A 22,936-nucleotide genomic window follows, 5' to 3' on the forward strand; every position below is an offset into this window, starting at 1 on the left:
AGCATCCTCGCCGCTAGTTGTCGATATTCTCAATAATTTCGAGGGGCTGTGTCTTTGTCAAGATGGAGCGGTTTGGCTCGCCGCAATAACAGGGTCTAGAACCCCGTTATTTGCAATGCGGTCGCCAGAACACCCTCGGCACCCTTCGGCGCTTGGAAAGCGACATAGTAACCAAGGACCACATTCACCGGGATCACGTAACCCAAAGTGGTTTCCAGTTTGGCTTCGACTCCGGCGCTGTAATAAGGCTTGTTCATGCTGGTGACTTCATACACCAGGTCCACGTCGTTCACGAAACGGCCGTCGGCAGCAGCGGCATCACCCACCACCGCCGCAGAAAGGCGGCGGAAGAACAGGGCATCAGTGCCTGAACCACGGTAAAGATCCTTCAGCGGCAGGCGGTATTCGGCATTGACGGTCACCAGATTTCGGCCAAACAGTTGCCCCCGTTTGTAGCCACGCAAAATATACTGAGGCAACGGGCTGTTCGGGATAAAGACCATGGATTCGGTGGAGACACCGTAAATCGGTGACACCTTTTCCGGAGTATACACGCCATTCAGTCTTAGCATGATCGCATGGTGTTTCGGCAAGAAGCGGGAAAGATAGATTTCACCACCAGCCAGGAACTGCGAGTGGTTCAGATAACCTTCCTGCGCGATATAATTGTAAGCCCCCAAGTACGCTCCGCCCCCGGATTCAGGGGAAATCTGGGCGCCGGACTGGGAATAATTCGCGTAACTTAAATAAGCATAAGGCCCCGTGCGTTTCACTTCGGTTGTCAGGGTGGATCTTTCCAGATACTGCCAGCCCACTTGCAGGTTGGAATAAATCGAAGCCCAGTGGGTGTCAGGAAGCACGGACAGTTGTGCGCCAAAGTCTTCAATCTCGTTCGACACGGTTCCCAGATAGTAGCTGCGTTTGTAACTTAAAACTGCAAACGGCCACGGGGTTGTCTGGTTGATGTAGCTTCCCAGAATGCTGCCTTTGTTGATCCCGGTGTCCCAGGAAGCGGCAATTTCATACATGTGTTTTTTTAGTGGATCAAAGCCCGAGGTCTGCGCTTCGATTACCAGACCGGTTTCGCTGGAAGACCCTGAAATGAACGGCATCCAATACCGCGGTAGCAGATAGCCATACGGAGAATAGTCATCAAGCTCGGAAGCTTTCACGGCATTCCTGGCTTCTTCTTCAGCCTGGGGATTGCGTTCGGCTTTGGCGTAACGATCGCCCATCAAAGAACTGACCTGAGGCAGAGTGTTCGGTGTCTTTTGCCATTCATCGGGCTTGATCGCTGAAACTCGCAAACCCTGGGAGGTCATCTCGGTGGCGAAGATTTCTTTATTCAAAGGATCCATGTCTGCGGTGAACAGAGCCGTCAGCGTGTGAGAAATCGGGCGGACGTTTTTAAATTCCACGTCTGACAAATAAAGATTCGGCACGCCGTTTTTAGTCGAGGCAAAGATCACGCCTTCCCCCGTTTTTCGCGCAAAGCGGGCGTTGGGATAATCCGTCAGCACGGCTTCGGAAGTTTTGGAGGAGATGGAATAGCGGTGCAGATTTTCGCGGCCGTCTTCGCTGCGCAGTGAAAATACAATCGTGTCTTCATTCAGGAAGGTCGGATAGGACACTCGCTGCTGCATCGGTGGCGAGAAAAGCAATTCCGACGGGGGATTCTTTTCGCCAGTCAGGCGAATCAACCCCAGGTGAGTGCGGTTGCCATCCAATTTAACGAACGCCACCTGGTTGCCAGAGGGGGATACGGCGGGTTCACGACCGCGAAGCCCTTTGGTCAGAGCCTTCGCCTTTCTTTCGCCAAGCTCATACACGAACAGGTCGGAATATCTTTGGATGCGATTGGTGTAGTCGATCTTGTCGTAAATCAAACGTTTGGAATCCGGGAACCAGCTGATGCGCTGAATGCTTCCGGTGGGCGGCCCGTCTTTTTGGGTGGCCGGGATAAAGCTTTCACTAAACCGTTCAATGGTGTCGGTCATGCGCGAATCCAGGAAACTTTGACCTTCTTTTTCTTTGGTCAGGATTTTTACCGCGCGGGAATTGCCGTCATCTTCGGTGATCAGGGCCAGATGTTTGCCGTCAGGTGAAATCGCCGGGGCGCTGACTGATTGGAAATTGTTTTGCGGGGTGATCGTGGCGGTCGGTGCAACTTCGCGCAGGGTTTTTAGCTGCTCCAGGGCGCGCAGTTCGGTTTCCTTCATCATGCTGTCGTATTCAGTGCTGTAGCTGGCACCCAAATAGTCCCGCGCCGGGGTTTCAATAAAATACGGAACCCGGCCGCCCTGGCGTTCATGCAGTTCGCCGACAACTTTGGTGCCTTTGTCCGCGATCATCTGACTCCACATCAAAGAGCCAAAAAGATAAGGTCTGGCCCCTTGAGGCCAGGTGTAGATGTTTTCATTGGCTTCGGCGATATCAAAATCACGCAGGGTTTTGGCGTCGACCATCGCTCGAACGGTGGCGTCCTGATAGTGCGAACGCAGGCGGCCGTGATCGGACAGGCGGGTTTCCATTTCAACCGCCACGCCTTCCTTCCACCACTGGGGCATCAGGATGTTCGGGGCGATGATGGTTCCAAAAACCGCACGCAGGGGTTTCATGATTCCGTTGGCCGGTTCAAAAGTCAGGATGTGGGTGTATTCATGGGCCAGAAGCTCGAACGCCCAGTCGCCTGTATCAGAAAGACTTTCTTCAGGGCCGGGGAGCACGGGATAAGCCATGATGTGCGGATATGGGATTCTTGTGGCGTATCCATTTGTGACATCGGTTTTGTCGTTGATAATGACGATTGTTTTGTCAGGGCGGGAATGAAAGTAAGAGCGAAGTTCTGAATAGGCTTTCTCTAATTTTTCCGCATACAGATAGCCAAGGTCCTGCTGCTCGGCATTAAAAATAACTTCGAAGTGGGCGGTCTTGAGGGTTTTCCATTTTAACTGCGGAGGCACTTCAAGTTGTGCCTTGGCTTGGGACACTGAAAGTAAAATTGTCAGAAATAGAGACGCCAAGCTGTAAACTGCGGAGTATTTTTGCATAAATCTTTGCTAGTGGTCCGGCTGTACAGCAACGCAACATCAATTTAGGAAATCTAAGGTTTGACAATGAGCTGCTATAAATTAAAGTTTTTAGTGTTATAATAACGACTCGAAGTTCATAGGAGGACATCATGGTTCGTAAATTGGCTCTTGGTCTTGTTGCCATCGCATTCGTAGCAGGTTGTAAAGGAAAACAAACTCAGTCTGATCAGTCTATCGAGACTTTGCCTACTGGCGGTCAGTCCACAGCAATTGACTCTGCTCCATTGAGCTTCGACCCAATGGGTTCTGATTCCGGCAAGATTTCTGGTTTGGTAACTGTTCATTTCGGTTATGACAAATCCAGCCTGGATGCTTCTTCCAAAAAAGACATCGCGACTAACGTCGAGTGGATGAAAGCAAATCCTTCTGTTCGCGTACAAATCGAAGGTCACTGCGATTCTCGTGGTACTATCGAATACAACGTGGCTTTGGGTGAAAGACGTGCCAACGCGGTTAAAGCTTACATGGTATCTTTGGGTATCGGTGCTGACCGTTTGAGCACTATCAGCTACGGTAAAGAAAAACCACTTGAGACAGGCGACACTGAAGCTGCATGGGCGAAAAACCGCCGTGCTAACTTCGTACCTGCTCAGTAACATCTAAGCAGAAGGGCGCAGAGTGAACCTACAGAGACTTTTCATCGGAGTTTTGCTTTTCACGGTGATCGTCAGCTGTCAAACTGCGCCTGTTCCCCTGGATGACTATTCCTTAGCTCGAGCCGCACTGGATGCGGCTCGTTCTGTTCAAGCGGCCCGCCATTCCCCCGGATACTGGCATCAGGCGGAAGAAGCCTATCGTAAAGGCCGCATCTATTTCGAAGACCGTGATTACGGCAAAGCCAAAGAACAATTCATCCGCGCCCGCATGGCAGCTGAAAAAGCTGAGAACTCGGCTCGTCTGATTCGTCAAAAAACTGGAGATGTCCTATGAAGTTGATCATTCTTGTTGTCGCAGCCGCGACCTTGCTGACGGGCTGTTTGAAAACCCGTACCGATGTTCGTGAAAATGAACAGCGTCAGGTGATGCAGCAGCAGGTGGTCACTCTGCAAAGGACCAATGCCGATGCTTCCGGTCGTGTCGCAGATCTGGAAGAACAAATGCGCGAGTTGAACGGCCGCGTGGATGTGGTTGAAAACAAGCTGGGTTCCAGCCACTCGGGTGTGGAAAATGCTCTGAAAAATTCCCAGCAGCAGAATCAGGATCTGAATGGCAAAGTGGCCATAATGCAAGAAGCCCTCACAACCATGGAAAAACAAATCTATGCGTTGAATGCCGAAGTAAATGCCCTGCGTGCTGAAAAAGCCGCGGCTCAGGCTGAAAAGTCGGCGAAACAGGCCAAAAGGGACTCTTTAGAGGCAGCTCAGGAGTTTTTCAGCAAAAAAGACTGGAAACAGTCCATCCTGAACTTCCAAAAATACCGTGATGAAAATCCGAAAGGTCCTAAGTTTGCGGATGCGACCTATAAAATCGGGGTGTCCTTCCAGGAATTGGGCATGAAAGACGAGGCAAAAACCTTCTATGACGAGGTGGTCAGCAAGTTTCCGAAGTCAGAAGAGGCTCGTCGTGCTAAGATCCGTTTGAAGGGTTTAAAAAAGTAATACTGTGATTGAAAGAGTTCTCGCCATTGAAACCAGCTGTGATGACACCTCTGTCGCGATCGTCGATCGTACCGGCTGGGTTCACTCTGTGGTGGCGGCCTCTCAGGATCTGGATCACGAAATCTATGGCGGCATCGTCCCTGAAATTGCCGCCCGCAACCATTCCATCGCTTTAATTCCATTGATCGAAGAAGCCTTTAAGAAAGCCAATATGAATTGGTCTGACGTGCAGGGTATTGCCGTCACCAACCGTCCGGGTTTGATTGGCGCCTTGATCGTGGGTCTGGTTACGGCGAAGTCACTGTCTCAGGCCAAGCATTTGCCGTTCCTGGGTGTGAACCACCTTGAAGGACATTTACTGGCGCCGTTTTTGCGCGATGATAAATATGCTCCACCGGAAGATTTCGGTTACCCGTATGTGGGTTTGGCCATCAGCGGTGGACACACAAGTTTGTATCAAATTAAAGGACTGGGCGATTATCGTATCTTGGGTGCTACCAAGGATGATGCGGCCGGGGAGTGTTTCGATAAATTTGCAAAGATGGCAGGCCTGGGGTTCCCGGGTGGTGTGCGCGTCGATCAAATGGCCAAGGCGGGTAATCCGCAGGCGTTCGAATTCCCCCGCAGCATGATCCATGATGACACTTTCGACATGAGCTTCTCGGGGCTGAAAAGTTCCGGCCAGCGCATGCTTGAACAATTGGGACCAGAACTTGTGCAGGAACGTCTGCCGGATCTGTGTGCCTCTTTCCAGGAAGCCATCGTGGATGTCCTGATCGCAAAGCTGGATCGTGCGGCGAAAGTCTTCCGTTCCAAGCGTGTGATTCTGACTGGCGGGGTCAGTGCGAATTCGCGCCTTCGTCAGCGGGCTCAGGAATGGGCTGATAAAAAAGGTTATACTTTGGTGATTCCACCTCTGCGTTACTGCACTGATAATGCCGCGATGATTGGTTATGTCGGCGCTTTGCGCATGGCTCGTGGTGAAGTTTCTGAACTGGATCTGGGACCGTCACCTCAAGCTCTTGCATCGGATTTTAAATGAGTTATTCACGTGAACGTTTGCAGCGCGCGCAAGAGGCCATGGGCATTGCCGCGAAAAAATCTTTGGGCCAGAACTTTCTGGTCAGCGACACGGTCATCAATCGCATCATCGATCAGGTGAAAGCTTTTGCGCCGGAAGAACTGGTCGAAGTGGGCCCCGGCCCGGGCGCTTTGACGGATCTGTTATTAGAGCTGAATCTGCCAATGCAGGTGATTGAACTTGATACTGCGATCGCGGCTTACTGGCGCGAAAAAGGTCTGACGGTTATCGAAAAAGATGCGCTTCGTTTGGACTGGAAGCAGTTCTATACCGGCAAGCGCGTGGTCTTTGTCAGCAATCTGCCGTATCAGATTTCTTCCAGCATCGTGATTGAACGTTCTTTGGAAAACGAAGGTGTTGCGGCAATGGTGCTGATGTTCCAAAAGGAAGTCGCCCAGAAAATCCGCGGCACGGTGGACAGCGACCTGTACGGTCTTTTAAGTGTCTATGCACAAGCTTTCTGGAAAATTGAAACTGTGACGGATGCGGGGCCAAGAGACTTCCAGCCGCCTCCGAAGGTGGCCAGCCGGGTGCTTTCTTTCGAACGTATTGAGTCTGAGGTCAAAAACCGCAAGGCTTTCTTAACATTCGTGAAGTGCGCCTTCGCGCAAAGACGCAAGCTTTTGAAGAAAAATTTGTCTGGTCTTTTAAGTCAAAAGAAGCTAACTGAAGAGCAAATGGTCGGCTGGTTGGCCGAGCTGGGCTTTAAAGAAACGGCCCGCGCGGAAGAGCTTTCTCCGAAGCAGTTTGTGGCCCTGTATAAGCATTTTGGATTTGAGTAAATGAGCGAAAACATCCTGATTGTTCATGAGAACAAAAAAGCACGCTTTGACTACACGATCGTGGAAACCTACGAGGCGGGTCTGCAGCTTATGGGCAGCGAGGTGAAATCCCTGCGCAACAAGGATGTTCAGTTGAAGGATTCCTACATCTCTTTCAAAGGGGATGAGGCATACCTGCAAAATGCGCATATCGCGGAATACAAAGCTTCCAGTTACAACAATCATGTTCCGGAAAGACACCGCAAGCTTCTGATGCACAGAAATGAGCTGGATGAAATTTTCGATGCTTTACGTGAAAAGGGCTATTCCTGCGTGCCGCTGAAGATCTACTTCAAAAACGGCCGCGCCAAACTGCAGATCGCTTTGGTGAAGGGTAAAAAGACCCACGACAAGCGCGAGGCGATCAAGAAACGCGACGTTTCTGATCAAATTCGTTCATCTCTACGACGTTCTCGTTAAGGATAAACTCTTCTTTGATGCCCAGGCGGGCACGTTTTTCAGACAACAGGTGTTTCCACGCGGCATAGGCCTCGCGGTTCTGCGGATCGATGCTGAGCTTTTCCAAAAGCTTCAGCTCAGTCTCAGTGTTCGCTTTCAAAGCACGATAGAAATAATCATAAGTCATCGACAGATCGCGGAAGTCATCTTCTTCCGGCAGGTGATAGTCGGGGATATGCCACTGACCCAGCATCAATTGGTGCATGTGCTTTTCCATCGCAACAAGCGGCGATAGCAGATTTTTGGTCATGCGGATCACCAGGAACAGTGTAACCCCGGTCAGGAAAACAAAGCTTGCCGCCAAGAACACCTGCAACCACGTGATCTCGCGCTCCAGATGCTGAACCAGCGTCGGATGCGTGTCGTAAGCAAGACTTTTGAACAGTTCGTAATTCTGATTGATGAAGTAAAAAGCCGGAAGTAGGAACAAGATAGCGCCGCCAGCAACGGCTGTGATCATGTACCAGCAATACTTGTACTGGAAGGCTTTGTTCAATATGAAGCGGCGGGGACCCTGTCCCTGAGGCACGCGTTGAGGTTCGATCACCCTTCTTCCATACAACATATGTCCCACTTATCGGCGGGTTGTGTTTTGTGTAGAGTCCAATTATTCTCAAAAAGAAGCAAAATCACGGAGGACAGCATGAGTTTATCACCGGCTTTCGCAACTGCGGGGTCCAAGCTGCAAGATACATTGAGACCTAGGTCTCATGGGGAAAGACTAAGGTCTTTAATATACGTTCTATTTCTTACCTTGGTCGTCCTTCTTTCCGCGATCGAGTCCCGCGCTCAGAACGAAGGTCCTGAATCAACCACTCTGGTGGATGAAAATTATTCTTTGAAAGCCGACCGCGAGGCGTTTGAAGAACTACGTAAAAACATCCCGGCCAACGTAAAAAAGGACAATGATGAAAAGGCCTTCATGGATGGTCTGGTTTCAGACTTGTCCCGCACACCTTCCGAGGTTCGTGGCAAGTTCAGTTCTATCGTGAACAAGAAGCGTGATTTGTTTAATAAAGACATGACCAAGGCGCGCGAACAGTTCGGCAAGATCCAGAAAAAAGAGCGCGACGAATTCACCAAAGATCTGGCGGACAAACGCAAGGCCTTCGCCAAAACGAAATCGACCTCTGACGAACGCAAAGAGTTCTATGACGAACACGAATCCAAGCGCAAAGACTTCTACGAAAATCAGAAGGAAAAACGTGACCAGTTCGAGGCCGACATGCGCGACAAACGCAAAAACTTCGATGACTACATCCGTTCAAAGACGGACGAATTCAATCAGCTTCACCGCGATTACACCAAGCGCTTTGATGAAAACAAAAAAGCCGTGGCTGATCAGAAGAAACAAGCCGAGCTAAAAAAGAAACAGCAGCAGCAGGATCTGGATAAAGAATACGAAGCCATCCGCAAACAAGATCCAACGATCCTCGGACCTACCGGCGAATAAAAGGTGCCTGGTTGTTTTTTCTGGCTACGCAGCATCTAACGCAGGGTGGGCCTAAAAAAGAACCGGGAACCTTATTGTCTGTCGGTAAAAAGAAGTGCCAGCGAGGCACCGATGATCATCAGGCCGCTGACAACGACCCACAGGGTGATCGGCTGGCCGAAAAGAATTGCGGCGAAGGCGATTGCGTAAACGGGTTCCAGGGCGATGAAGCCGCTGCAGGTTTTGGCTGACAGGCGGCTCAGAGCAAACAGATACAACTGATGCATCAATGCGGTTGTGACCACTCCTAAAACTACCAACCACATCCAGTCAGAGCCTCGTTCCGGCGCAGGTCCCATGAATCCCAAAAAGGGCAGCATGCTGACCACGACCACAATATTTTGAACAAATGAAATGGTGATTGGTCTCATGTACAAGGTCAGGCTTTTGGCGAATACTCCGAAAAAGGCAAAGGCCAGGGCCGAAGTAAGACCGATGACGGTGCCAAACAGTTTTGCACCTTCGGCTTTCACATCCACAAGCATTCCGACGGCGATAACGATGACAGCGCCTGCGGCGATCTCAATCAGGTTGGGCCATGACTTCGCGCGGATACTTTGCAGCAGAATCGTGAACAGCGGGAAGGTCGCAAAGGTCAGAGTCGCAATGGCGATATCAGCCATTTGAACCGAAGCAAAAAAGCTGACCCAGTGATAGCTCAGGAGAACACCGGTGATCACCAAAGGCTTTAGATGATTTTTTGCCGACGTCAGATTCAGGCCGCCAACAGTGAATGCATAGAAAAACAAAGTGATAGCCGCGAACAATCCCCGTGCCCCCACAATCCAAAATGGCGAAGCATGAAGCTCTCCGAAAAGAGCGGCGGAGCCAAAGATGATTGCTGCAAGATTGATTGCGATAAGACCAGCGTTCATACCGGGCCATTGAACACTTGATGAAGCGCTGTAGACCCGAAAAAGAACCGGGAACCTTTTTTAGCGGCGGAAGACTTCTTTGTGGATTTCCAGGGTGATGGCGAAGAGTTTGTTTTCCAGGATTGCTGACAATGGAGTGAACTCGATGCCGAAGGTTTGGATGACCTTGTTGCCGTCGTCGACTTTAATGTGGCGGACTTCGCCCTGCACTTCGATGGGACTGCGTTTGCCGATCAGGAGGTGACCTGTGACCTTGTCGCCCATCTTTAATAGCGGAGCATCCAGTTTATAGACGACTCGGCAACCCTGACCGCTCAGGTCGGCCAATTGGCCGGTGATCTTCTGTGGTTTATCGTTCACCAGAATAATATTATAGAAAGCCTGATAGCCGTCAGGGATGTGCACGCGATAGTTCTGGCGACGCTGCAGGTGATACAGCTCCTGCGGAACCGGGATCAGCACCTTGCCGTTTACGACTTGCGCTTTGCTTTGGAAGTAGTACTTTTCACCACCCAAAAAGAAGTGGCCCAGATATTCTTCCTGATCTTTCATCAGTGTCGGGGATTCAAAAGTGCATTCCAAAGCCTGATGTTTGGAATTGAACAGAACGACCTTCAACTTGCAGATGGAATCTTCCGTGCCCTTGCACAGGAATTCGCCGCGGGCTTTGGCCATATCATCCCAAAGTTTTGCTTTTTCATCAGCGCGGGCTATGAGCTTGAAGGTGCTTTGATCCATACCGTGACCTCGTGCTTGTTGTGGTGCAAGTGCTGTATACGTACATTATCGAGCGCCAGAAACTTTTTCAAAGTCTCGTAGTCGGTCTTACCTTGGAATTTTATCGTGCAAACGAAGTTTGAGCAAAGTCCTGAAGCTTGCCAATTTTGAACTAACTCGAGCAATTTCTCGGGATAGCAGATGATGTCCGAGAAGAACCAATCAATGGCCCCAATGTCCTCGGGCTTTACGTTAAAGGCATTGGTCTTCATGAACTTCACGCCGGGCAATGCGGCGATATGTGGTTCCAGCGGGGCGCGGTCGATACTGACGACCTCACAACCCACGGTTTGCAGCACCCACGTCCAGCCCCCGGGGCAGCTTCCGAAGTCCACGACTCGTTGCCCTTTTTTGGGCTTGATGCCATGGACGGTGAATAGCTCCCACAGTTTCAGGTAGGCGCGAGACGGAGGATTCTTTTTGTCTTCATTGAACTGAATGTCCCCCAACGGAAATGGAGAGTTCGTCGTTGGCGAAGCCAGCAGCGTGTTTTTATCCAGCAGCATCCACGCACCCAGATTGTTTTCTGGAAGTGGATCCAGGAAGTTAATCACACGCGGGCGCAGCTTCGGCAGCTGATCCTGGATCAATTGGGCTCGGCGGTGATTTTCGATAGTGTAGGGGGCCCACAGTTTGCCTAAAGCTTTTAAAGCCTTGGCGGCCTGGGTGATGGATTCAAAAGGAATGATTTCGGCATCAAGCCAAATATTTTGGGCCCATACAGGATTCTGCAGGGGCCCATCAGTAAGTACCAGATTTCCGTGAACTGATTTTACGTATTTAAGTTCTTCCAGAAGATCAGGCAGAAATTTTTCCGGGGCAAGATAAGCGATCATGCCGCCTTAGTTGCCACAGCCGGAGTCAGAAGTCCACGGTTATCCCAAACAACCATGCAGTCTGCCCAGAACTTCTCTTTTAGTTTTACATCAGAAGGACCCATTTTCACTTTTGGGAAATCCTGTTTTTCAAAGTGTTCAGTGAACTGGGATTCGTTGCACGCGCGAACCACTTTCATCATCAGATTAAAGTGCGCTTCAGTGAACGGCTTGTTGTCCACGAGCATTTTTCTGAGACCGCCCTCTGGAGTATGCAGAAGGAAATTAAAGAGGTTCGGTACATCATATTTTTGACTCATATTGAGACTCCCTTTTTGTTGTTTACCTACCCCTTTATTATCGGAGGACCCTTGGCAGTTCTTAAACACAAAGTACGGTCCTAGGTCCAGAGCGTTTCTGTTTATTAATTTTTCAGTTTTCCCGGACTTTACCAAGATCCTGAAAACTGGACCTTAAAATGGTCCAGAACGCCTTTAGTCGCGCGACCTAACTCCGATCTAGGAGGTATGAAAACACAAAAAAGCACAACCAACATCCTGATGGCTCTTCTAGTAACAACAACCGTTTCCTCCACGACCTTCGCCATGGCGAAGAAGCCGGTGAACTCTGGCGGTGGCAGTAACGCAGGCACAACTCCTCCTGCTACGACGCCTCCGACAACAACTCCACCAACGACAACCCCTCCGGTTCGTGAACCAGCGGCGGTGACTGATTCCATCACTCCAGAAGGTTTCAACGTCTTTACCGAAGTTGCTTACCCGGTCGGTGGTGTGGTCGATACAAAATACAGTAACTACCGCGAACTTCTGCCAGTGCGTAATGCTCAGGAAGCTCATGCCACAGATAAATGTGACACAAATCTGGATACAAACGACCGTTTTGCAGATCGTATCGCTTACGCGGTTGAACTGAAAATGCAGCCAAGCAAAGCGCAGCTGGGTTATGTGGCTTCTTATTTCAACCTGAATAAAGACGTGAACACATATCTGCCAAACAGTTTGATTTCACATCCACTGTGTAACGTGACGTCCTCGACTTTGAACACGACCTTTGCGGGTAAAAATGTTCCAGGTGCAGCGACGATCAAAAAGATTAATGATTTCACAAATCTGATGAACGGCTATCGCCGTGAAGCTTTGTCCGGCAACCGCGAAGGTTACGTGAAAGCTTCCAAGTTGTGGTCCAAGTTCATGATGTGTCTGTCTTACATGGAGTCTTTGACGACAGCAGACACCGCGAAAGCTCAGAAAGTGGCGGATAAGTATGGTCCATCCGGCTATCGCCGCCCAGCAGGTGTGAACTTCTATGAAGATCCAAATCAGCCGGCGGAATCCCGCTTGAACATCGGTCTGTTCCAGTTCACTCCGGATGCTGGTGGTAATATCCAGGCTTGTATCCGTGAATGGAATCAGTTGTACCCTAAGTGCGGTATCAAAACGAATGCATCCCAGTCTGAACTGATCCGTGTATTGGGAAGCTCATTGCAAACCTTCAATGCCTTCTGTGCGGCAGCGAAAGTGACTGGCAGTTTCGCGGTTCAGGTGAATGCAACAAGTTCCAAGAACACGCACCCGTACAACGTGACTTCCAGCGGTTCTTTGAAAGCACCGGCAGAGCGTTGCGTAAGCCCGCACATGTCCGTGGGCAGATCTTACAACCACTTCGGTCCGTTCCAGAACACATCTGGTTTCACTCTGGACAACATCATCAGCTGTACAATGGCCGGTGAGTAGTAAAAATTTAAAAATTGGTAGTGTGAAAAAGAAAAAGCCCGCTGTTGTAAGCGGGCTTTTTTATTTATTCGGCAGCAGGTTTGTGGCCGATTTCTTTCATTTGTTTGATCAGTCTTTCGAAGTAGCCGTTGATCTGATCTTTTTCCTGGGATGGGAATTCACTCCAGAATTTATTGATGCGGGTTTGATACTCCGGCAGGATCTCGCCGGTTTGTTTCTTGCCCTTTTCAGTCAGCTTGATCACGTAAGAACGGCCGTCTTTTTCGTGCGTAGTTCTTTGTACGATTTCGGACTTTTCAAGGCTGTTGATCAGACCTGAAATAGTGGCTTGAGTCACACCCACCATCTGCGCCAACTCAGAAGGCATCAGACCGTCCACATATTTGTTCAGCAAAATCATCAGCGTGAAACGACCTGAGGACAAACTGTACTGCGAGAAAAATTTGTCCAGATTGATTTCAAACTCCGTGGTGATTTTGCGCAAAAGAATATGCGAGTACCAAGCCTCGGGATTTACCTGAGGATAAAGAACACCAGCCTCTTCTTGAATGGCTTCACGGGAGGGGATTTCGGTAAGGAACAGCTTTGCCATAGAACCTCCTAGAACTGTCAGCAAGCATATTTAAGCTACCTTACTATTTTAATTAGGGGGCTAATAGGTGGCAAGTAAAAGGACGCAAAAAAACTATTAGTTTGCTCACCTTTTTGTGCTCATTATGCGCTCATTTCGAGATGAGATTTTCCTGACGAAAATAAAAAAAAGGAAGAAGTGTTGAAGCACTTCTTCCTGCAAGTGAACTGAGAATTGTGTGGAGCAATTATTCCAGAGTGTAAACGATCACTTTCACGAAATCTTTATCGCTCAAAGATCTTTCCAGACATGCGCGGGAAGTTTCAAAAGTGGATGGGGATTTTGTACCGGAGAAAGTGATCAGCACAACGCCGTTCATCGCTTCGCCCACCACCTGACAACGGTCGTCCATCAGTTTCAGAACGCGGCCTTTGGTTACAGGAAGCTCTCCGTCAGTTGTGAACTTGATAGCGCAAGAAAAGAAGCTTTGAGGTTTGTCCGTAGCCCCAGAAACATTTTTCAAGCACGTGTTGTAAAGGTTGGAGATTTCTCTTTCAACAGCGATGATGTTTCCGACTTTACGGTCAGAAGCTTGTGCAGAGAAAGCCACTAGCAAAGAAGCGATAGCAAAAAACAGTTTCATAAATCCTCCGGTTATTTTAGGAACGTAAACAGCCTTTCACCGTTTTCTTCCGGATTAAAGCCTTTAGGCAGCGTGTCGGGGAATCTAGTGTTTCAATTTCCTAGTCGATCCTTGATTTTGTCGATTCCAGCTTGAGCGCACTGGTCGTCCAAAGGACCGCCTGGAGCACCACCCACACCAATAGCACCAATGACGATACTGCCAGCTCGAATGGGAAGGCCCCCGCCGAGCAATAGGAATCCGTCAATGGCGCCAAGATTTTGAGCGGCAGGATTGCTTTGAGATGCTGCAAGCATTGCGGAGGTTCCGTTCTTTGCTGAAGCGGACGTGTAGGCTTTGCGGCGGCTGGCATCGACGGTATGAGGGCCCGCGCCATCGGCGCGAAACATGGCTTTAACGTCGCCTGCCTTATCGACGACGGTAGCGGCCACTTGATAGCCCTTGGTTGCGCAGTTGGCGACAGCTTCTTTGGCCGCTTCTTCAGCCAAAGCCAGAGTGATATTGGATTCGATTTTAAAGCCTGCAGACGGCGAGGCAGCATAAGCCAGAGGACTTGCCACCACCAAAGCCACAGACAGAGCGGCGATGCGTTTGTTCATAAGGTCTCCTAAGGGTGAGGAGAAAATCTTAGAACTTTTAAAAGGCCCTCTGCAAAGAAAGCCCTCGTGTATTTAAACAGAATCAGGAATGGTCACGATCAGGGCGCGGTCCTTCAGAACCACCATCGTGTGCTCGAACTGAGCGGTGCGATGTTCTTTGCCGGCCACCAGTGTCCAGTTGTCGGGTTCTTCATCGACGAATCTTGCGCCGGTGGAAACGAAAGGCTCAATGGTGATGACATGGCCTTCCTTCAGCTTTCGTTTGTCGTTTTTGTCAAAGTAACCCGCGATGAATTTCGGTTCTTCGTGCAGGCCGCGGCCCACACCATGACTGCCCAGATTTTCAATAACGGTGTAACCGTGGGACTTGGCGACTTTTTCGATGTTATAGCCGATCACATTGATCAGCTCGCCGGCTTTCACGGCCTTGATAGCCGTGTCGAGTGCCAGACGGGTGACTTTCAAAAGCTCTTCATCAGTTTTTTTTGCCGGAGGCACGATGAAGGATCCGCCGTTGTCGGCAAAGTAGCCGCCGAATTCAGCCGACACGTCGATGTTGATCAGGTCGCCGGCTTTGATGATCTTCTTGTCAGAGGGCACGCCGTGGGCGACTTCGTGATTCAGGCTGATGCAGTTGTAGCCCGGGAAGTTGTACGTTGCCATGGGACCGGACTTGGCGCCATGAAGCTCCAGATACTGGCCACCGAGATTGTCCAGTTCTTTGGTGCTCATGCCGGGTTCCATTTTGCGGGCCATGTACTGCAGGCAGTTGGCGACGATTTTCCCGATTTTTTTAAGACCTTCCAGGTCGGCTTCTGTCTTTACGATCATGGATTTGGTTTATACACTAAGGTTTATGGAAAAAGCCAATGATCCCGTTCGCATCCTGAAGAAATCAACCGCGCGGAAACTTTTACCCGCCGTTGGCACCCATGATAATAAAGCCACCAGGGGCCGCAGCCTTTTGCTGGCGGGCAGTGCCCAGTACCCCGGAGCCGGGATTCTGGCCGCCCGCGGGGCTTTGCGCATGGGCAGTGGTTACGTGATGCTGGCCCCGCAAGGGGTGATGATTTCGTCTTTGGAAAATCCGGATTTTTTGGTTTTGGATCTTAAGAAAAACCACTGGCAGCAGCAAAAGTTCGATGCGCTTTTGTGCGGTCCCGGTTTTGGCGTCAATGAATTCACCGCTGAGGTGATTCGTGATCTGAAAGCCCGTAATGTCGAGCGGGTGGTGCTGGATGCCGATGCCCTGACCGTGTGTGCGGAACAGGATCTGTTTCCATTGCCTGCAACCTGGATCGTCACACCTCATACCGGGGAGCTTGCGCGCTGCCTGGGGGTGGAGGCCGAAGAAATCGCCGGCAACCGCTATGGATTTATTCGCATTGCTCAGGAGCTGATGGGCTGCGTGGTTTTGCTGAAAGGCCCACAAACTTTGGTGGCCGGTCCCAACCGAGTCTTTGGAATTTCCACCGGAAACGCTGCCTTGGCGAAATCCGGAACCGGGGATGTGCTGGCGGGGGTTATAACGGCTTTGAGGGCGCAAAAGGTGCCCGCTTTAAGAGCAGCCCTGCTCGGAGCCTATGTTCATGGCGCCACCGCGAATCTGTGGAAGTCGCAAAAGCGCGATCTTTTAAGCATGACGGCGTCCGACGTGGTCGAATACTTGCCTCAGGTGCTCTATAAATTACGTGAGGAATTTTAGAAAAAACTACCTGCCCCGTTCCATAACAAAAGCATGACTTTCCTTTTCCCTCTTGGGCGGGTACAACCTGCCGAAACTTTGGGGGATTTAATGACTAAAGGGCTTTTGTTCGCAGCGGTGCTGGGTCTTTCGTTGGCAGCCAACGCACAGACTTCTTCTACAACTCTTTCCACTCCATCTGTGGAATCCGGAACTCAGAAAACAACCACTTCTGTGGGCGACGTTCTGAAAAACAAAAAATTCGAAGACGACAAAGACATCACTGATTCCAAATTGAAAGCGGAATCCGGTTCATTGTCCCGTTACTCTTTGAAGTTCTCTTTGTCTTACTTCGGTCCTCCAATCGGCGATCTTGACAGCAAGTTGCAGCCCAATCCGGATGGTTCTATCGGTGTGAATCAGGTTTCCCTGAGCGGTTCCATCAGCGGTCGTTACCGTTTGGATTCCAAAGCGGCGATCAGCGCGGGCACGGGTATCAACGTTTTGACTCCGTTCCAGGGTGCTGAGCGCACGGATGTTAAAACTCCATTCATCAGCTATGACCGCAATGCGCGTTTGGGCGATGTTCAGGTTCGTAACTCTTACGGTGCTTCCCTGACGACAGTTCCAAACTTCCGTGACGTGGGTCAGTACTCTTCTCTTTCTTATGACAACTCTCTGGTTTACAACATCGGTTCTTCCGGTGTGGCCGTGGGTCTGGATACAGGCTTGAGCGTGTTCTTGTATGAGCGCGGTTATGAGCCAAAAGACGGTAAGGCTTCCCGTTACCACCTGGGTTTCTACCCACAAGTGAAATACAACTTCTCTGATAAATTGAATGTGTACACTTCTGTGGCGATGAACTTCTGGAATCCACGTTACCGCGATGGCGAGATGGATTTGCTGAACAAAACCCTGAGCGGCCGTGTGGGTATGGGGTATGCGTTTTCTCGTGACATCTACTTTGCACCTTACCTGAATTACTACCCTAAGGATGCTCGTACCGAGTCCACGACTCTGAGCTTCTCCACGATCTTCTCGATCCTGTAGTTTCAGACGGCATTTTAAAAAACAAAAAAACCAGGGCGCCTTAATCGCTCTGGTTTTTTTATTTAATCACCAATCAAAAATCTGATCTTGTCACTTAAGGCGGACCCGTCTCTGTCAGGAGAGCCAATTCACGAATCTCCCGGTTCCAGATATATTCCTTACGTACGACATGCTTTTTAGCCATTCAAGGCTCCTTTCGCAGAACCTAACCTGAGGTTCATAAAACTTATCGGCCAGACCTTTGGATAGTTGAGCGACTTTTTTTAAATTCTGGAAAAAACCGAACGTCGTCCAATCGTGAGACGTGAAAAGCGCCGCTGTACGAGCGAAAAAAGGGGTGTCGTTCTTTTTGACGATCAGGGGTGAGACAATTTGATGGTTATTTGTTCGCGGCTGCCAGAACTTCGAGCAGATTCAGGGTCATCATGTACGACAATCCCCACAGTGGCGGCTCACGATCCAGATACACGGCAGGAAGCTCCAGGCCGATATTATCCCGCTGCAGACGGTAGGTGGTCTTTCTTTGTGGATTCTGGATTTCTTTCAGCGGAATCCAGAAAAAATCAGCCACTTCAGTCGGATCCAGCACAATATTGAAATCACGCTCGGTGAAAAACACAAACGGGCGGATATAAAAATCCAGCATCGTTCCGGCCTTGCGTGCCTGGATGTCGTTCAGGCGACCCAGCAGTTCCGGATTGGTCAGAGCAATGCCGACTTCTTCCTGCGTTTCGCGTAGGGCGGCATCCAGATCGGTTTTGTCGGTGTCTTCGCGTTTGCCGCCGGGAAAAGCCAGCTGTCCTGACCAGCGGTCAGATTCGCTGAAGGCCCTCTGGATAAAACCCAGCTGCAGATTTTCGAAAGAATCCCCGCGCAGGATCAAGGCCACGCAGGCATGGCGACCCAGCTGCGTGGAAAGGTCCACGGGCATGGTCAGGTTGATGGTGGAATAAAGAGATTCTTTGAGGGAGCTCATGACTCCCTCAAAGATAACCGGAAATACGAACTAGCGGCAAGATCTGCGCGACACGGTCTCGTTCTTTTGATTGCAGGAAGTGATGCGGCAGTTGGAATAGCGATAGTGGCAACGGTCAATGGCTTCACGTTCAGCCTGGTACTGGGATGGGCTGGTGGATTCGATGGTCATGCGGTATCCGCGATAATCGACACCTTCAGCGGTGCAGGAATAGTATTTGGCAGAACAGGTTTCGATACAGTTGCCATGTTTTTTCAGACACTCTCGACAATCACCGTGTCCAGACCAATGTTCTTCCCAGCCATCATCAGAAGCTGAGCAAGTGACTTGCAGACGACCAGAGCCGGGACGATCCCCGGGGCGGTCGGGTTTGATCCAACCCAATATATCCGCGGCAAACGCGTTCATCGTGAACAGACAGATCATTGCAAAAGTCATTAGTGGTTTCATTTTCCCTCCTTGAATAGGTACGAAGGGAAATATTTCAAAGTTGGTGCCAGCCCGGTCAGGGTCAATGTGACACTTACTTATATCAGATAGAACAAGATGCAGAAGTACTGACACGCACTTCCGCCCAGGACAAACAGATGCCAAATACCATGGAAGTGTTTGACCTTTTCATCATACAAAAAGAATCCGATGCCACCCGTATACAGCAACCCGCCCAGTGCCAGCCAGAAAATTCCTGTCGCCGGTAATGCCGCCGTCAGGGGTTTCATTGCGACAACGACAAGCCATCCCATCAATACATAAATAATCATCGAAGGGATGCGCGTGCGATGTGACAGCGTCAGTTCGTAGGTGATGCCCAGAAGTGCCAGTGCCCAGTTGATACCAAACAGCCACCAGCCCCATGGACCGCGCAAAGTGATCAGAGTGAAGGGAGTGTAAGTTCCGGCGATCAAAAGATAGATGGCGATATGATCCAGTTTCTGGAAGATCTGTTTCGAGCGTCCTTGGAAACTGTGATACAGCGTCGAGATGGTATAGAGCAAAACCAGCATACCACCATAAACACTGGTGGCCACGATTTTCCAGATATCACCAGTGATGGTAGCCAGGGTGATCAGGACAGAGGTGCCTGCCACCGACAGAGCGGCGCCAATCAAGTGGGTGATGCTGTTAAAGCGTTCGCCGTGATAGATAAGGACCTCCCGATTTTTCCAGCATAACATGGATGCCAGTAAAACGAGAGGTCAAGATTTGATGAAAGCCGAACGAGAAAGTTAGGGAAACTCTGTTTAAGCTTTGCGGCGGTACATGATCGCCCATGAAATCAAACAGATCAGCGCGCCAAAATAATATGGTGCGCCGGGGAGGTAGAGAGCACCTTCCTGATTCGAAGAGAAATGTGCGAACAGTTTTGTTGTCACCAGTGGAGTGATGATCGCGGCCAGGCTGGAAAGACTGACCAAAGACCCTTGCAGCTCGCCTTGTTCCTGCGGTGGTGTTTTTTGACTGATCAAAGACTGCAATGCAGGAGGGGAGGTCCAGAAGACCGCTGACAAAATCAGAATCGCATACATCATCCATCCCTCGGTGGCCAAACCAAAGAAGATAAATGAAATCGCATAACCAAACGAACCGATCACCACCGTGCGGTGTTCACCGAACTTGGGGATCACCAGTCGGGTCAGCCAGCCTTGGGCAATGGCGGATAAAATTCCCACGACGGCCAAAGACAAACCGACTTGAGCTGTTGTCCAGCCGTACCGGGTTTCCGTGTACAACGTCCAGATGGAAGGATGTGTCTGACCTGCCAGCTGGAAGAAGAAGTAAACCAGCAACAGAGCTAACAGATGTTTAGAGCGCAGAATTCCCACCAGCGAATAAAGCGGATTGGTACGACGCAAGTCGATTTTGCGTCGCATGTTTTTTGGAAGTGATTCCGGCAGAACGAACAAACCAAAGAAGAAATTCAGCAGATTCAAGCCTGCTGCCACCAGGAACGGATACTCAGGCCCCAAGTGCCCCAAAAGTCCCCCGATAGCCGGGCCGATAATAAAGCCCAATCCAAAGGCGGCGCCCACCATCCCGAAGTTGGCCGAACGATTTTCATCATTACTGACGTCGGCAATGTAAGCCATCGCCACGGTGATGTTGGCTCCTGTCAGGCCGGCGATGATTCGTCCGGCAAAAAGGATCTCAAGCGTGGGAGCATAAGCCATCAGGATATAGTCAAAGCCCGCCACCAAAAGTGAAATCAACAATACGGATCGGCGACCGAAGCGGTCCGACAAGGCCCCCAAAAGTGGCGAGGCCAGAAACTGCATCAACGCATAAATCGAAATGAAATAGCCAAAGTATTCCGTGACCGAGGTTTCACTGGATACAAAACGGCGCATGATGTCCGGAAGGGACGGGATCACCAAACCCAGTCCGATCATGTCCAAAGTCACGGTGATAAAAATAAACCAGATGCCTGCAGTTTTCTTTGTCATAGGCCCCAGCCTAAAAGATCGTTCCCGGCTTGTCACAGGAATCTTGCCGGGATCAAAACAGCTTGATACCTTCGTTAACATGATTTTACATGAGCAGCTTCTGCAGATTCTTGCGTTCCTTGGTTTTTCCGTCGTTCTTGTTTCATTGTTTCAAAAGCTGGGCTTGGGAACCATTCTGGGTTATCTGGCGGCCGGGATTTTGATTGGTCCTTTGGGATGGGGATTGATTTCGGACTTCCATTTTGTGCAAACCATTGCGGAATTTGGCGTGGTCTTCCTGCTCTTTATTATTGGTTTGGAGCTTCAGCCTAAAAAACTATGGGGCTTGCGAAAAACCCTGTTGGGTTTCGGTGGCTTGCAGATCCTGTTCTGTACCGTGGTTTTCACCCTGGCGGGACATCAGCTGGGGATTTCCTGGGCCAGCGCTGCCGTGGTGGGTTTTGCCCTGTCACTGTCTTCCACGGCGTTTGCATTGCAAAGCCTGTCTGAAAGAAAAGTTTTAAACACCGAATTTGGTCGCGCTTCTTTTGCGATCCTGCTGATGCAGGACGTGGTGGCCATTCCGGCCTTGGCAGTGATTCCAAGTCTGGGACTGGTGACAGCTTCCACCCGTGAAGTGAACTGGGGCGGGGCCCTGGCGATCTTTATCGGTTTGGCCTTGGGCAGCCGTATTTTGATGGGCCGATTCCTGCAAGTGGTGGCCGAAACCCGCAGCCGTGAGCTGTTCACTGGGGTGACGTTGTTGACGGTGATCGGCGTGGCCTTCTTGATGGAAAGCGTGGGCCTGTCCATGGCTTTGGGGGCCTTCCTGGCCGGGGTGCTGTTGTCTGAATCTGAATATCGTCACGAACTGGAAGCCGATCTTGAACCTTTCAAAGGTTTGCTGATGGGTCTGTTCTTTGTTTCCGTGGGCATGTCCGTGAAGCTGTCACTGCTGATCCAGAATCCAGGGCTGATTCTGGGGATCACCGTGGGTTACATGGTGCTGAAAGGCTTCCTGATTTACGGCGTGGGCCGTGTGATGAAGCTTCACCGTCCGGCTTCCAATAATCTGGCCGTCTATCTGGTGCAAGGCGGGGAGTTCGCCTTTGTGATCTTCGGGGTTGGTCAGAGTGCGCAGGTGCTTTCGCCGGAATGGACTCAACGGTTCACCTTGGTGGTGACTCTTTCCATGATCGCAAGCCCGATCATCATTGTGCTGAATGAAAAGATTCAGGCCATGATTGCCTGCAAGACTCCGGCCGGGGGGCCGCAGTACGACAAGATTGATGAAGCGGACAATGGCAATACGGTGATCATCGCAGGTTTTGGCCGGGTCGGTCAGATCTTTGGCCGTATTCTGCGCACGCAGAATGTGAAATTCACCGCGATTGAACATGACACTGAACAAATCGACATGCTTCGCCGCTTTGGCAACAAGGTTTATTACGGAGATGCTTCCCGCCCCGAGATTCTGGAGGCGGCAGGTATTAAAAATGCGAAGTACTTTGTACTGGCGGTGGACGATGTTGAGACCTCGAACAACATCGCGCAGATTCTGCACACCGATTACCCGCATGTGAAAGTCTTTGCCCGGTCCCGCAACCGTCAGCACACGTTTGATCTGATGGAAGCTGGCGTGACCCATGTTCGCCGTGAAACGATTGATTCCAGCGTGGCGCTTTCTGAACAGTTGCTGGTGGCGATGGGAACCCCAGCCAAACGCGCGCATGAGATCATCGAGCGCTTCCGTCTGCACGATGAACTGATGTTGCAAGAACAATTCAAGGTTCGTCACGATCAGAAGTCCTTTATCGACGTTTCCCGCCAGGCGACCCAGCAGCTGGCTCAGGTCCTTAAAGAGGACGCGGAAAAGACATATATTGATCCTCAGCACCCGCCAGAGGCCTCTAAATAATTATTTAACCGACCGAAGCCCTGCTTGGTTCCTATTAATAGGAACAGGAGGGCACGGATGCGCTTCTTAATAATTTCACTGATTTTAATGTCTGCTTCGTTATCCCAAGCTGAGGTTCAGGGATTCAACGAAATGATCAAGGAAGCCTCAGTCAGCGAAAAGATTCTGCGCAAAAGGTTGCTCAGAATTCTGAATAGCTCGGAAGTGGCGATTGCCGCCAACGAACAAGCCCAGGAACAGCTTCAAAAAAGCCCCTCCCAGGATTTTGAAGTGAAACTGGTGCGAGTGAATCAATAAGTTATCCCCCGAAA

The 22,936-nt window shown here is 50.4% G+C and carries 26 protein-coding genes; 12 read left to right on the forward strand and 14 right to left on the reverse strand.

Features of this window, described 5'->3' with window-relative positions; genetic code table 11:
- Window positions 1–95 precede the first annotated feature (95 nt).
- Window positions 96–3,050: a TolB family protein gene (locus tag BDT_RS03005; RefSeq protein ID WP_015089787.1), complete on the reverse strand. Its 2,955-nt coding sequence runs from the start codon at window positions 3,048–3,050 to the stop codon at window positions 96–98.
- A gap of 131 nt (window positions 3,051–3,181) precedes the next feature.
- Here BDT_RS03005 and pal point away from each other — a divergent pair, with 131 nt between their 5' ends.
- Genes pal through smpB form a run of 6 tightly spaced genes read left to right on the forward strand, consistent with a single transcriptional unit; the run spans window position 3,182 to window position 7,012 of the window.
- Window positions 3,182–3,688, forward strand: coding sequence for a peptidoglycan-associated lipoprotein Pal (pal, locus tag BDT_RS03010; protein WP_015089788.1), 507 nt, complete (start codon window positions 3,182–3,184; stop codon window positions 3,686–3,688).
- Window positions 3,689–3,710: 22 nt separating this feature from the next.
- Window positions 3,711–4,022 carry a DUF4398 domain-containing protein gene (locus BDT_RS03015; protein ID WP_011163199.1) on the forward strand — a complete coding sequence of 104 codons (312 nt, stop codon included), beginning with the start codon at window positions 3,711–3,713 and terminating at the stop codon, window positions 4,020–4,022.
- Complete coding sequence (locus BDT_RS03020; RefSeq protein WP_015089790.1) at window positions 4,019–4,690, forward strand: tetratricopeptide repeat protein; 672 nt, start codon at window positions 4,019–4,021, stop codon at window positions 4,688–4,690. The genes BDT_RS03015 and BDT_RS03020 overlap by 4 nt, the downstream gene beginning before the upstream one ends.
- Before the next feature lie 4 nt (window positions 4,691–4,694).
- Complete coding sequence (gene tsaD, locus BDT_RS03025; RefSeq protein ID WP_015089791.1) at window positions 4,695–5,732, forward strand: tRNA (adenosine(37)-N6)-threonylcarbamoyltransferase complex transferase subunit TsaD; 1,038 nt, start codon at window positions 4,695–4,697, stop codon at window positions 5,730–5,732.
- On the forward strand, window positions 5,729–6,553 hold the full coding sequence (gene rsmA, locus BDT_RS03030; protein ID WP_015089792.1) for a 16S rRNA (adenine(1518)-N(6)/adenine(1519)-N(6))-dimethyltransferase RsmA: 825 nt from the start codon (window positions 5,729–5,731) through the stop codon (window positions 6,551–6,553). Before tsaD ends, rsmA begins: the two co-directional genes overlap by 4 nt.
- Complete coding sequence (smpB, locus tag BDT_RS03035) at window positions 6,554–7,012, forward strand: SsrA-binding protein SmpB (protein ID WP_041576937.1); 459 nt, start codon at window positions 6,554–6,556, stop codon at window positions 7,010–7,012.
- On the opposite strand, the gene BDT_RS03040 is transcribed toward smpB, so the two are convergent.
- Window positions 6,957–7,598 (reverse strand): hypothetical protein, encoded by a 642-nt coding sequence (locus tag BDT_RS03040; protein WP_041576939.1) that lies wholly within the window; start codon window positions 7,596–7,598, stop codon window positions 6,957–6,959. The genes smpB and BDT_RS03040 overlap by 56 nt on opposite strands.
- 96 nt (window positions 7,599–7,694) lie before the next feature.
- Between BDT_RS03040 and BDT_RS03045 the strand changes: the two genes are divergently transcribed.
- Window positions 7,695–8,504: a hypothetical protein gene (locus BDT_RS03045; protein WP_148278682.1), complete on the forward strand. Its 810-nt coding sequence runs from the start codon at window positions 7,695–7,697 to the stop codon at window positions 8,502–8,504.
- Window positions 8,505–8,575: 71 nt separating this feature from the next.
- On the opposite strand, the gene BDT_RS03050 is transcribed toward BDT_RS03045, so the two are convergent.
- The 4 genes from BDT_RS03050 to BDT_RS03065 are packed head-to-tail and all read right to left on the reverse strand — an operon-like array spanning window position 8,576 to window position 11,330.
- Complete coding sequence (locus BDT_RS03050; protein WP_015089795.1) at window positions 8,576–9,418, reverse strand: DMT family transporter; 843 nt, start codon at window positions 9,416–9,418, stop codon at window positions 8,576–8,578.
- Between the two features lie 60 nt (window positions 9,419–9,478).
- Window positions 9,479–10,156 carry a flagellar brake protein gene (locus BDT_RS03055; RefSeq protein ID WP_015089796.1) on the reverse strand — a complete coding sequence of 226 codons (678 nt, stop codon included), beginning with the start codon at window positions 10,154–10,156 and terminating at the stop codon, window positions 9,479–9,481.
- The gene (locus tag BDT_RS03060; RefSeq protein ID WP_015089797.1) at window positions 10,129–11,031 is read right to left on the reverse strand and encodes an SAM-dependent methyltransferase; all 903 of its coding nucleotides are present in this window, start codon (window positions 11,029–11,031) and stop codon (window positions 10,129–10,131) included. The genes BDT_RS03055 and BDT_RS03060 overlap by 28 nt, the downstream gene beginning before the upstream one ends.
- Complete coding sequence (locus tag BDT_RS03065) at window positions 11,028–11,330, reverse strand: hypothetical protein (RefSeq protein ID WP_041576941.1); 303 nt, start codon at window positions 11,328–11,330, stop codon at window positions 11,028–11,030. The genes BDT_RS03060 and BDT_RS03065 overlap by 4 nt, the downstream gene beginning before the upstream one ends.
- 207 nt (window positions 11,331–11,537) lie before the next feature.
- On the opposite strand from BDT_RS03065, the gene BDT_RS03070 reads away from it, so the two are divergent.
- A complete protein-coding gene (locus BDT_RS03070) occupies window positions 11,538–12,764 on the forward strand; it encodes a hypothetical protein (protein WP_015089799.1) in 1,227 nt (408 codons plus the stop codon).
- A gap of 64 nt (window positions 12,765–12,828) precedes the next feature.
- Here BDT_RS03070 and BDT_RS03075 read toward each other — a convergent pair whose 3' ends face one another.
- From BDT_RS03075 to map, 4 genes are all read right to left on the reverse strand, one after another.
- Complete coding sequence (locus tag BDT_RS03075) at window positions 12,829–13,356, reverse strand: MarR family winged helix-turn-helix transcriptional regulator (RefSeq protein ID WP_015089800.1); 528 nt, start codon at window positions 13,354–13,356, stop codon at window positions 12,829–12,831.
- A gap of 226 nt (window positions 13,357–13,582) precedes the next feature.
- On the reverse strand, window positions 13,583–13,978 hold the full coding sequence (locus tag BDT_RS03080; protein ID WP_015089801.1) for a hypothetical protein: 396 nt from the start codon (window positions 13,976–13,978) through the stop codon (window positions 13,583–13,585).
- A 92-nt stretch (window positions 13,979–14,070) separates the two neighbouring features.
- Complete coding sequence (locus tag BDT_RS03085) at window positions 14,071–14,577, reverse strand: GlcG/HbpS family heme-binding protein (RefSeq protein ID WP_015089802.1); 507 nt, start codon at window positions 14,575–14,577, stop codon at window positions 14,071–14,073.
- Between the two features lie 72 nt (window positions 14,578–14,649).
- Window positions 14,650–15,408, reverse strand: coding sequence for a type I methionyl aminopeptidase (gene map, locus BDT_RS03090; RefSeq protein ID WP_015089803.1), 759 nt, complete (start codon window positions 15,406–15,408; stop codon window positions 14,650–14,652).
- Between the two features lie 25 nt (window positions 15,409–15,433).
- On the opposite strand from map, the gene BDT_RS03095 reads away from it, so the two are divergent.
- Both BDT_RS03095 and BDT_RS03100 read left to right on the forward strand, forming a co-directional pair.
- Window positions 15,434–16,282 carry an NAD(P)H-hydrate dehydratase gene (locus BDT_RS03095; protein WP_015089804.1) on the forward strand — a complete coding sequence of 283 codons (849 nt, stop codon included), beginning with the start codon at window positions 15,434–15,436 and terminating at the stop codon, window positions 16,280–16,282.
- 90 nt (window positions 16,283–16,372) lie between these two features.
- The gene (locus BDT_RS03100) at window positions 16,373–17,311 is read left to right on the forward strand and encodes a hypothetical protein (RefSeq protein WP_015089805.1); all 939 of its coding nucleotides are present in this window, start codon (window positions 16,373–16,375) and stop codon (window positions 17,309–17,311) included.
- Between the two features lie 379 nt (window positions 17,312–17,690).
- Here the strand turns inward: BDT_RS03100 and BDT_RS03105 are convergent, their stop codons facing one another.
- The 4 genes from BDT_RS03105 to BDT_RS03120 form a co-directional block, all read right to left on the reverse strand.
- Window positions 17,691–18,287, reverse strand: coding sequence for an NUDIX hydrolase (locus BDT_RS03105; protein ID WP_015089806.1), 597 nt, complete (start codon window positions 18,285–18,287; stop codon window positions 17,691–17,693).
- A gap of 30 nt (window positions 18,288–18,317) precedes the next feature.
- Entirely contained in the window at window positions 18,318–18,737 is a 420-nt protein-coding gene (locus BDT_RS03110) for a hypothetical protein (RefSeq protein ID WP_148278684.1), read from the reverse strand.
- A gap of 77 nt (window positions 18,738–18,814) precedes the next feature.
- Window positions 18,815–19,432, reverse strand: a complete 618-nt coding sequence (gene trhA / locus BDT_RS03115; protein ID WP_419144693.1) for a PAQR family membrane homeostasis protein TrhA — start codon at window positions 19,430–19,432, stop codon at window positions 18,815–18,817.
- A 96-nt stretch (window positions 19,433–19,528) separates the two neighbouring features.
- A complete protein-coding gene (locus tag BDT_RS03120) occupies window positions 19,529–20,728 on the reverse strand; it encodes a TCR/Tet family MFS transporter (RefSeq protein ID WP_015089809.1) in 1,200 nt (399 codons plus the stop codon).
- Between the two features lie 79 nt (window positions 20,729–20,807).
- On the opposite strand from BDT_RS03120, the gene BDT_RS03125 reads away from it, so the two are divergent.
- Together BDT_RS03125 and BDT_RS03130 are read left to right on the forward strand one after the other, a co-directional pair.
- A complete protein-coding gene (locus BDT_RS03125; RefSeq protein WP_015089810.1) occupies window positions 20,808–22,625 on the forward strand; it encodes a monovalent cation:proton antiporter-2 (CPA2) family protein in 1,818 nt (605 codons plus the stop codon).
- A 57-nt stretch (window positions 22,626–22,682) separates the two neighbouring features.
- The gene (locus BDT_RS03130) at window positions 22,683–22,922 is read left to right on the forward strand and encodes a hypothetical protein (RefSeq protein ID WP_015089811.1); all 240 of its coding nucleotides are present in this window, start codon (window positions 22,683–22,685) and stop codon (window positions 22,920–22,922) included.
- Window positions 22,923–22,936: the final 14 nt, after the last annotated feature.

It is taken from the genome of Bdellovibrio bacteriovorus str. Tiberius (assembly GCF_000317895.1).
Lineage (GTDB): Bacteria > Bdellovibrionota > Bdellovibrionia > Bdellovibrionales > Bdellovibrionaceae > Bdellovibrio > Bdellovibrio bacteriovorus_F.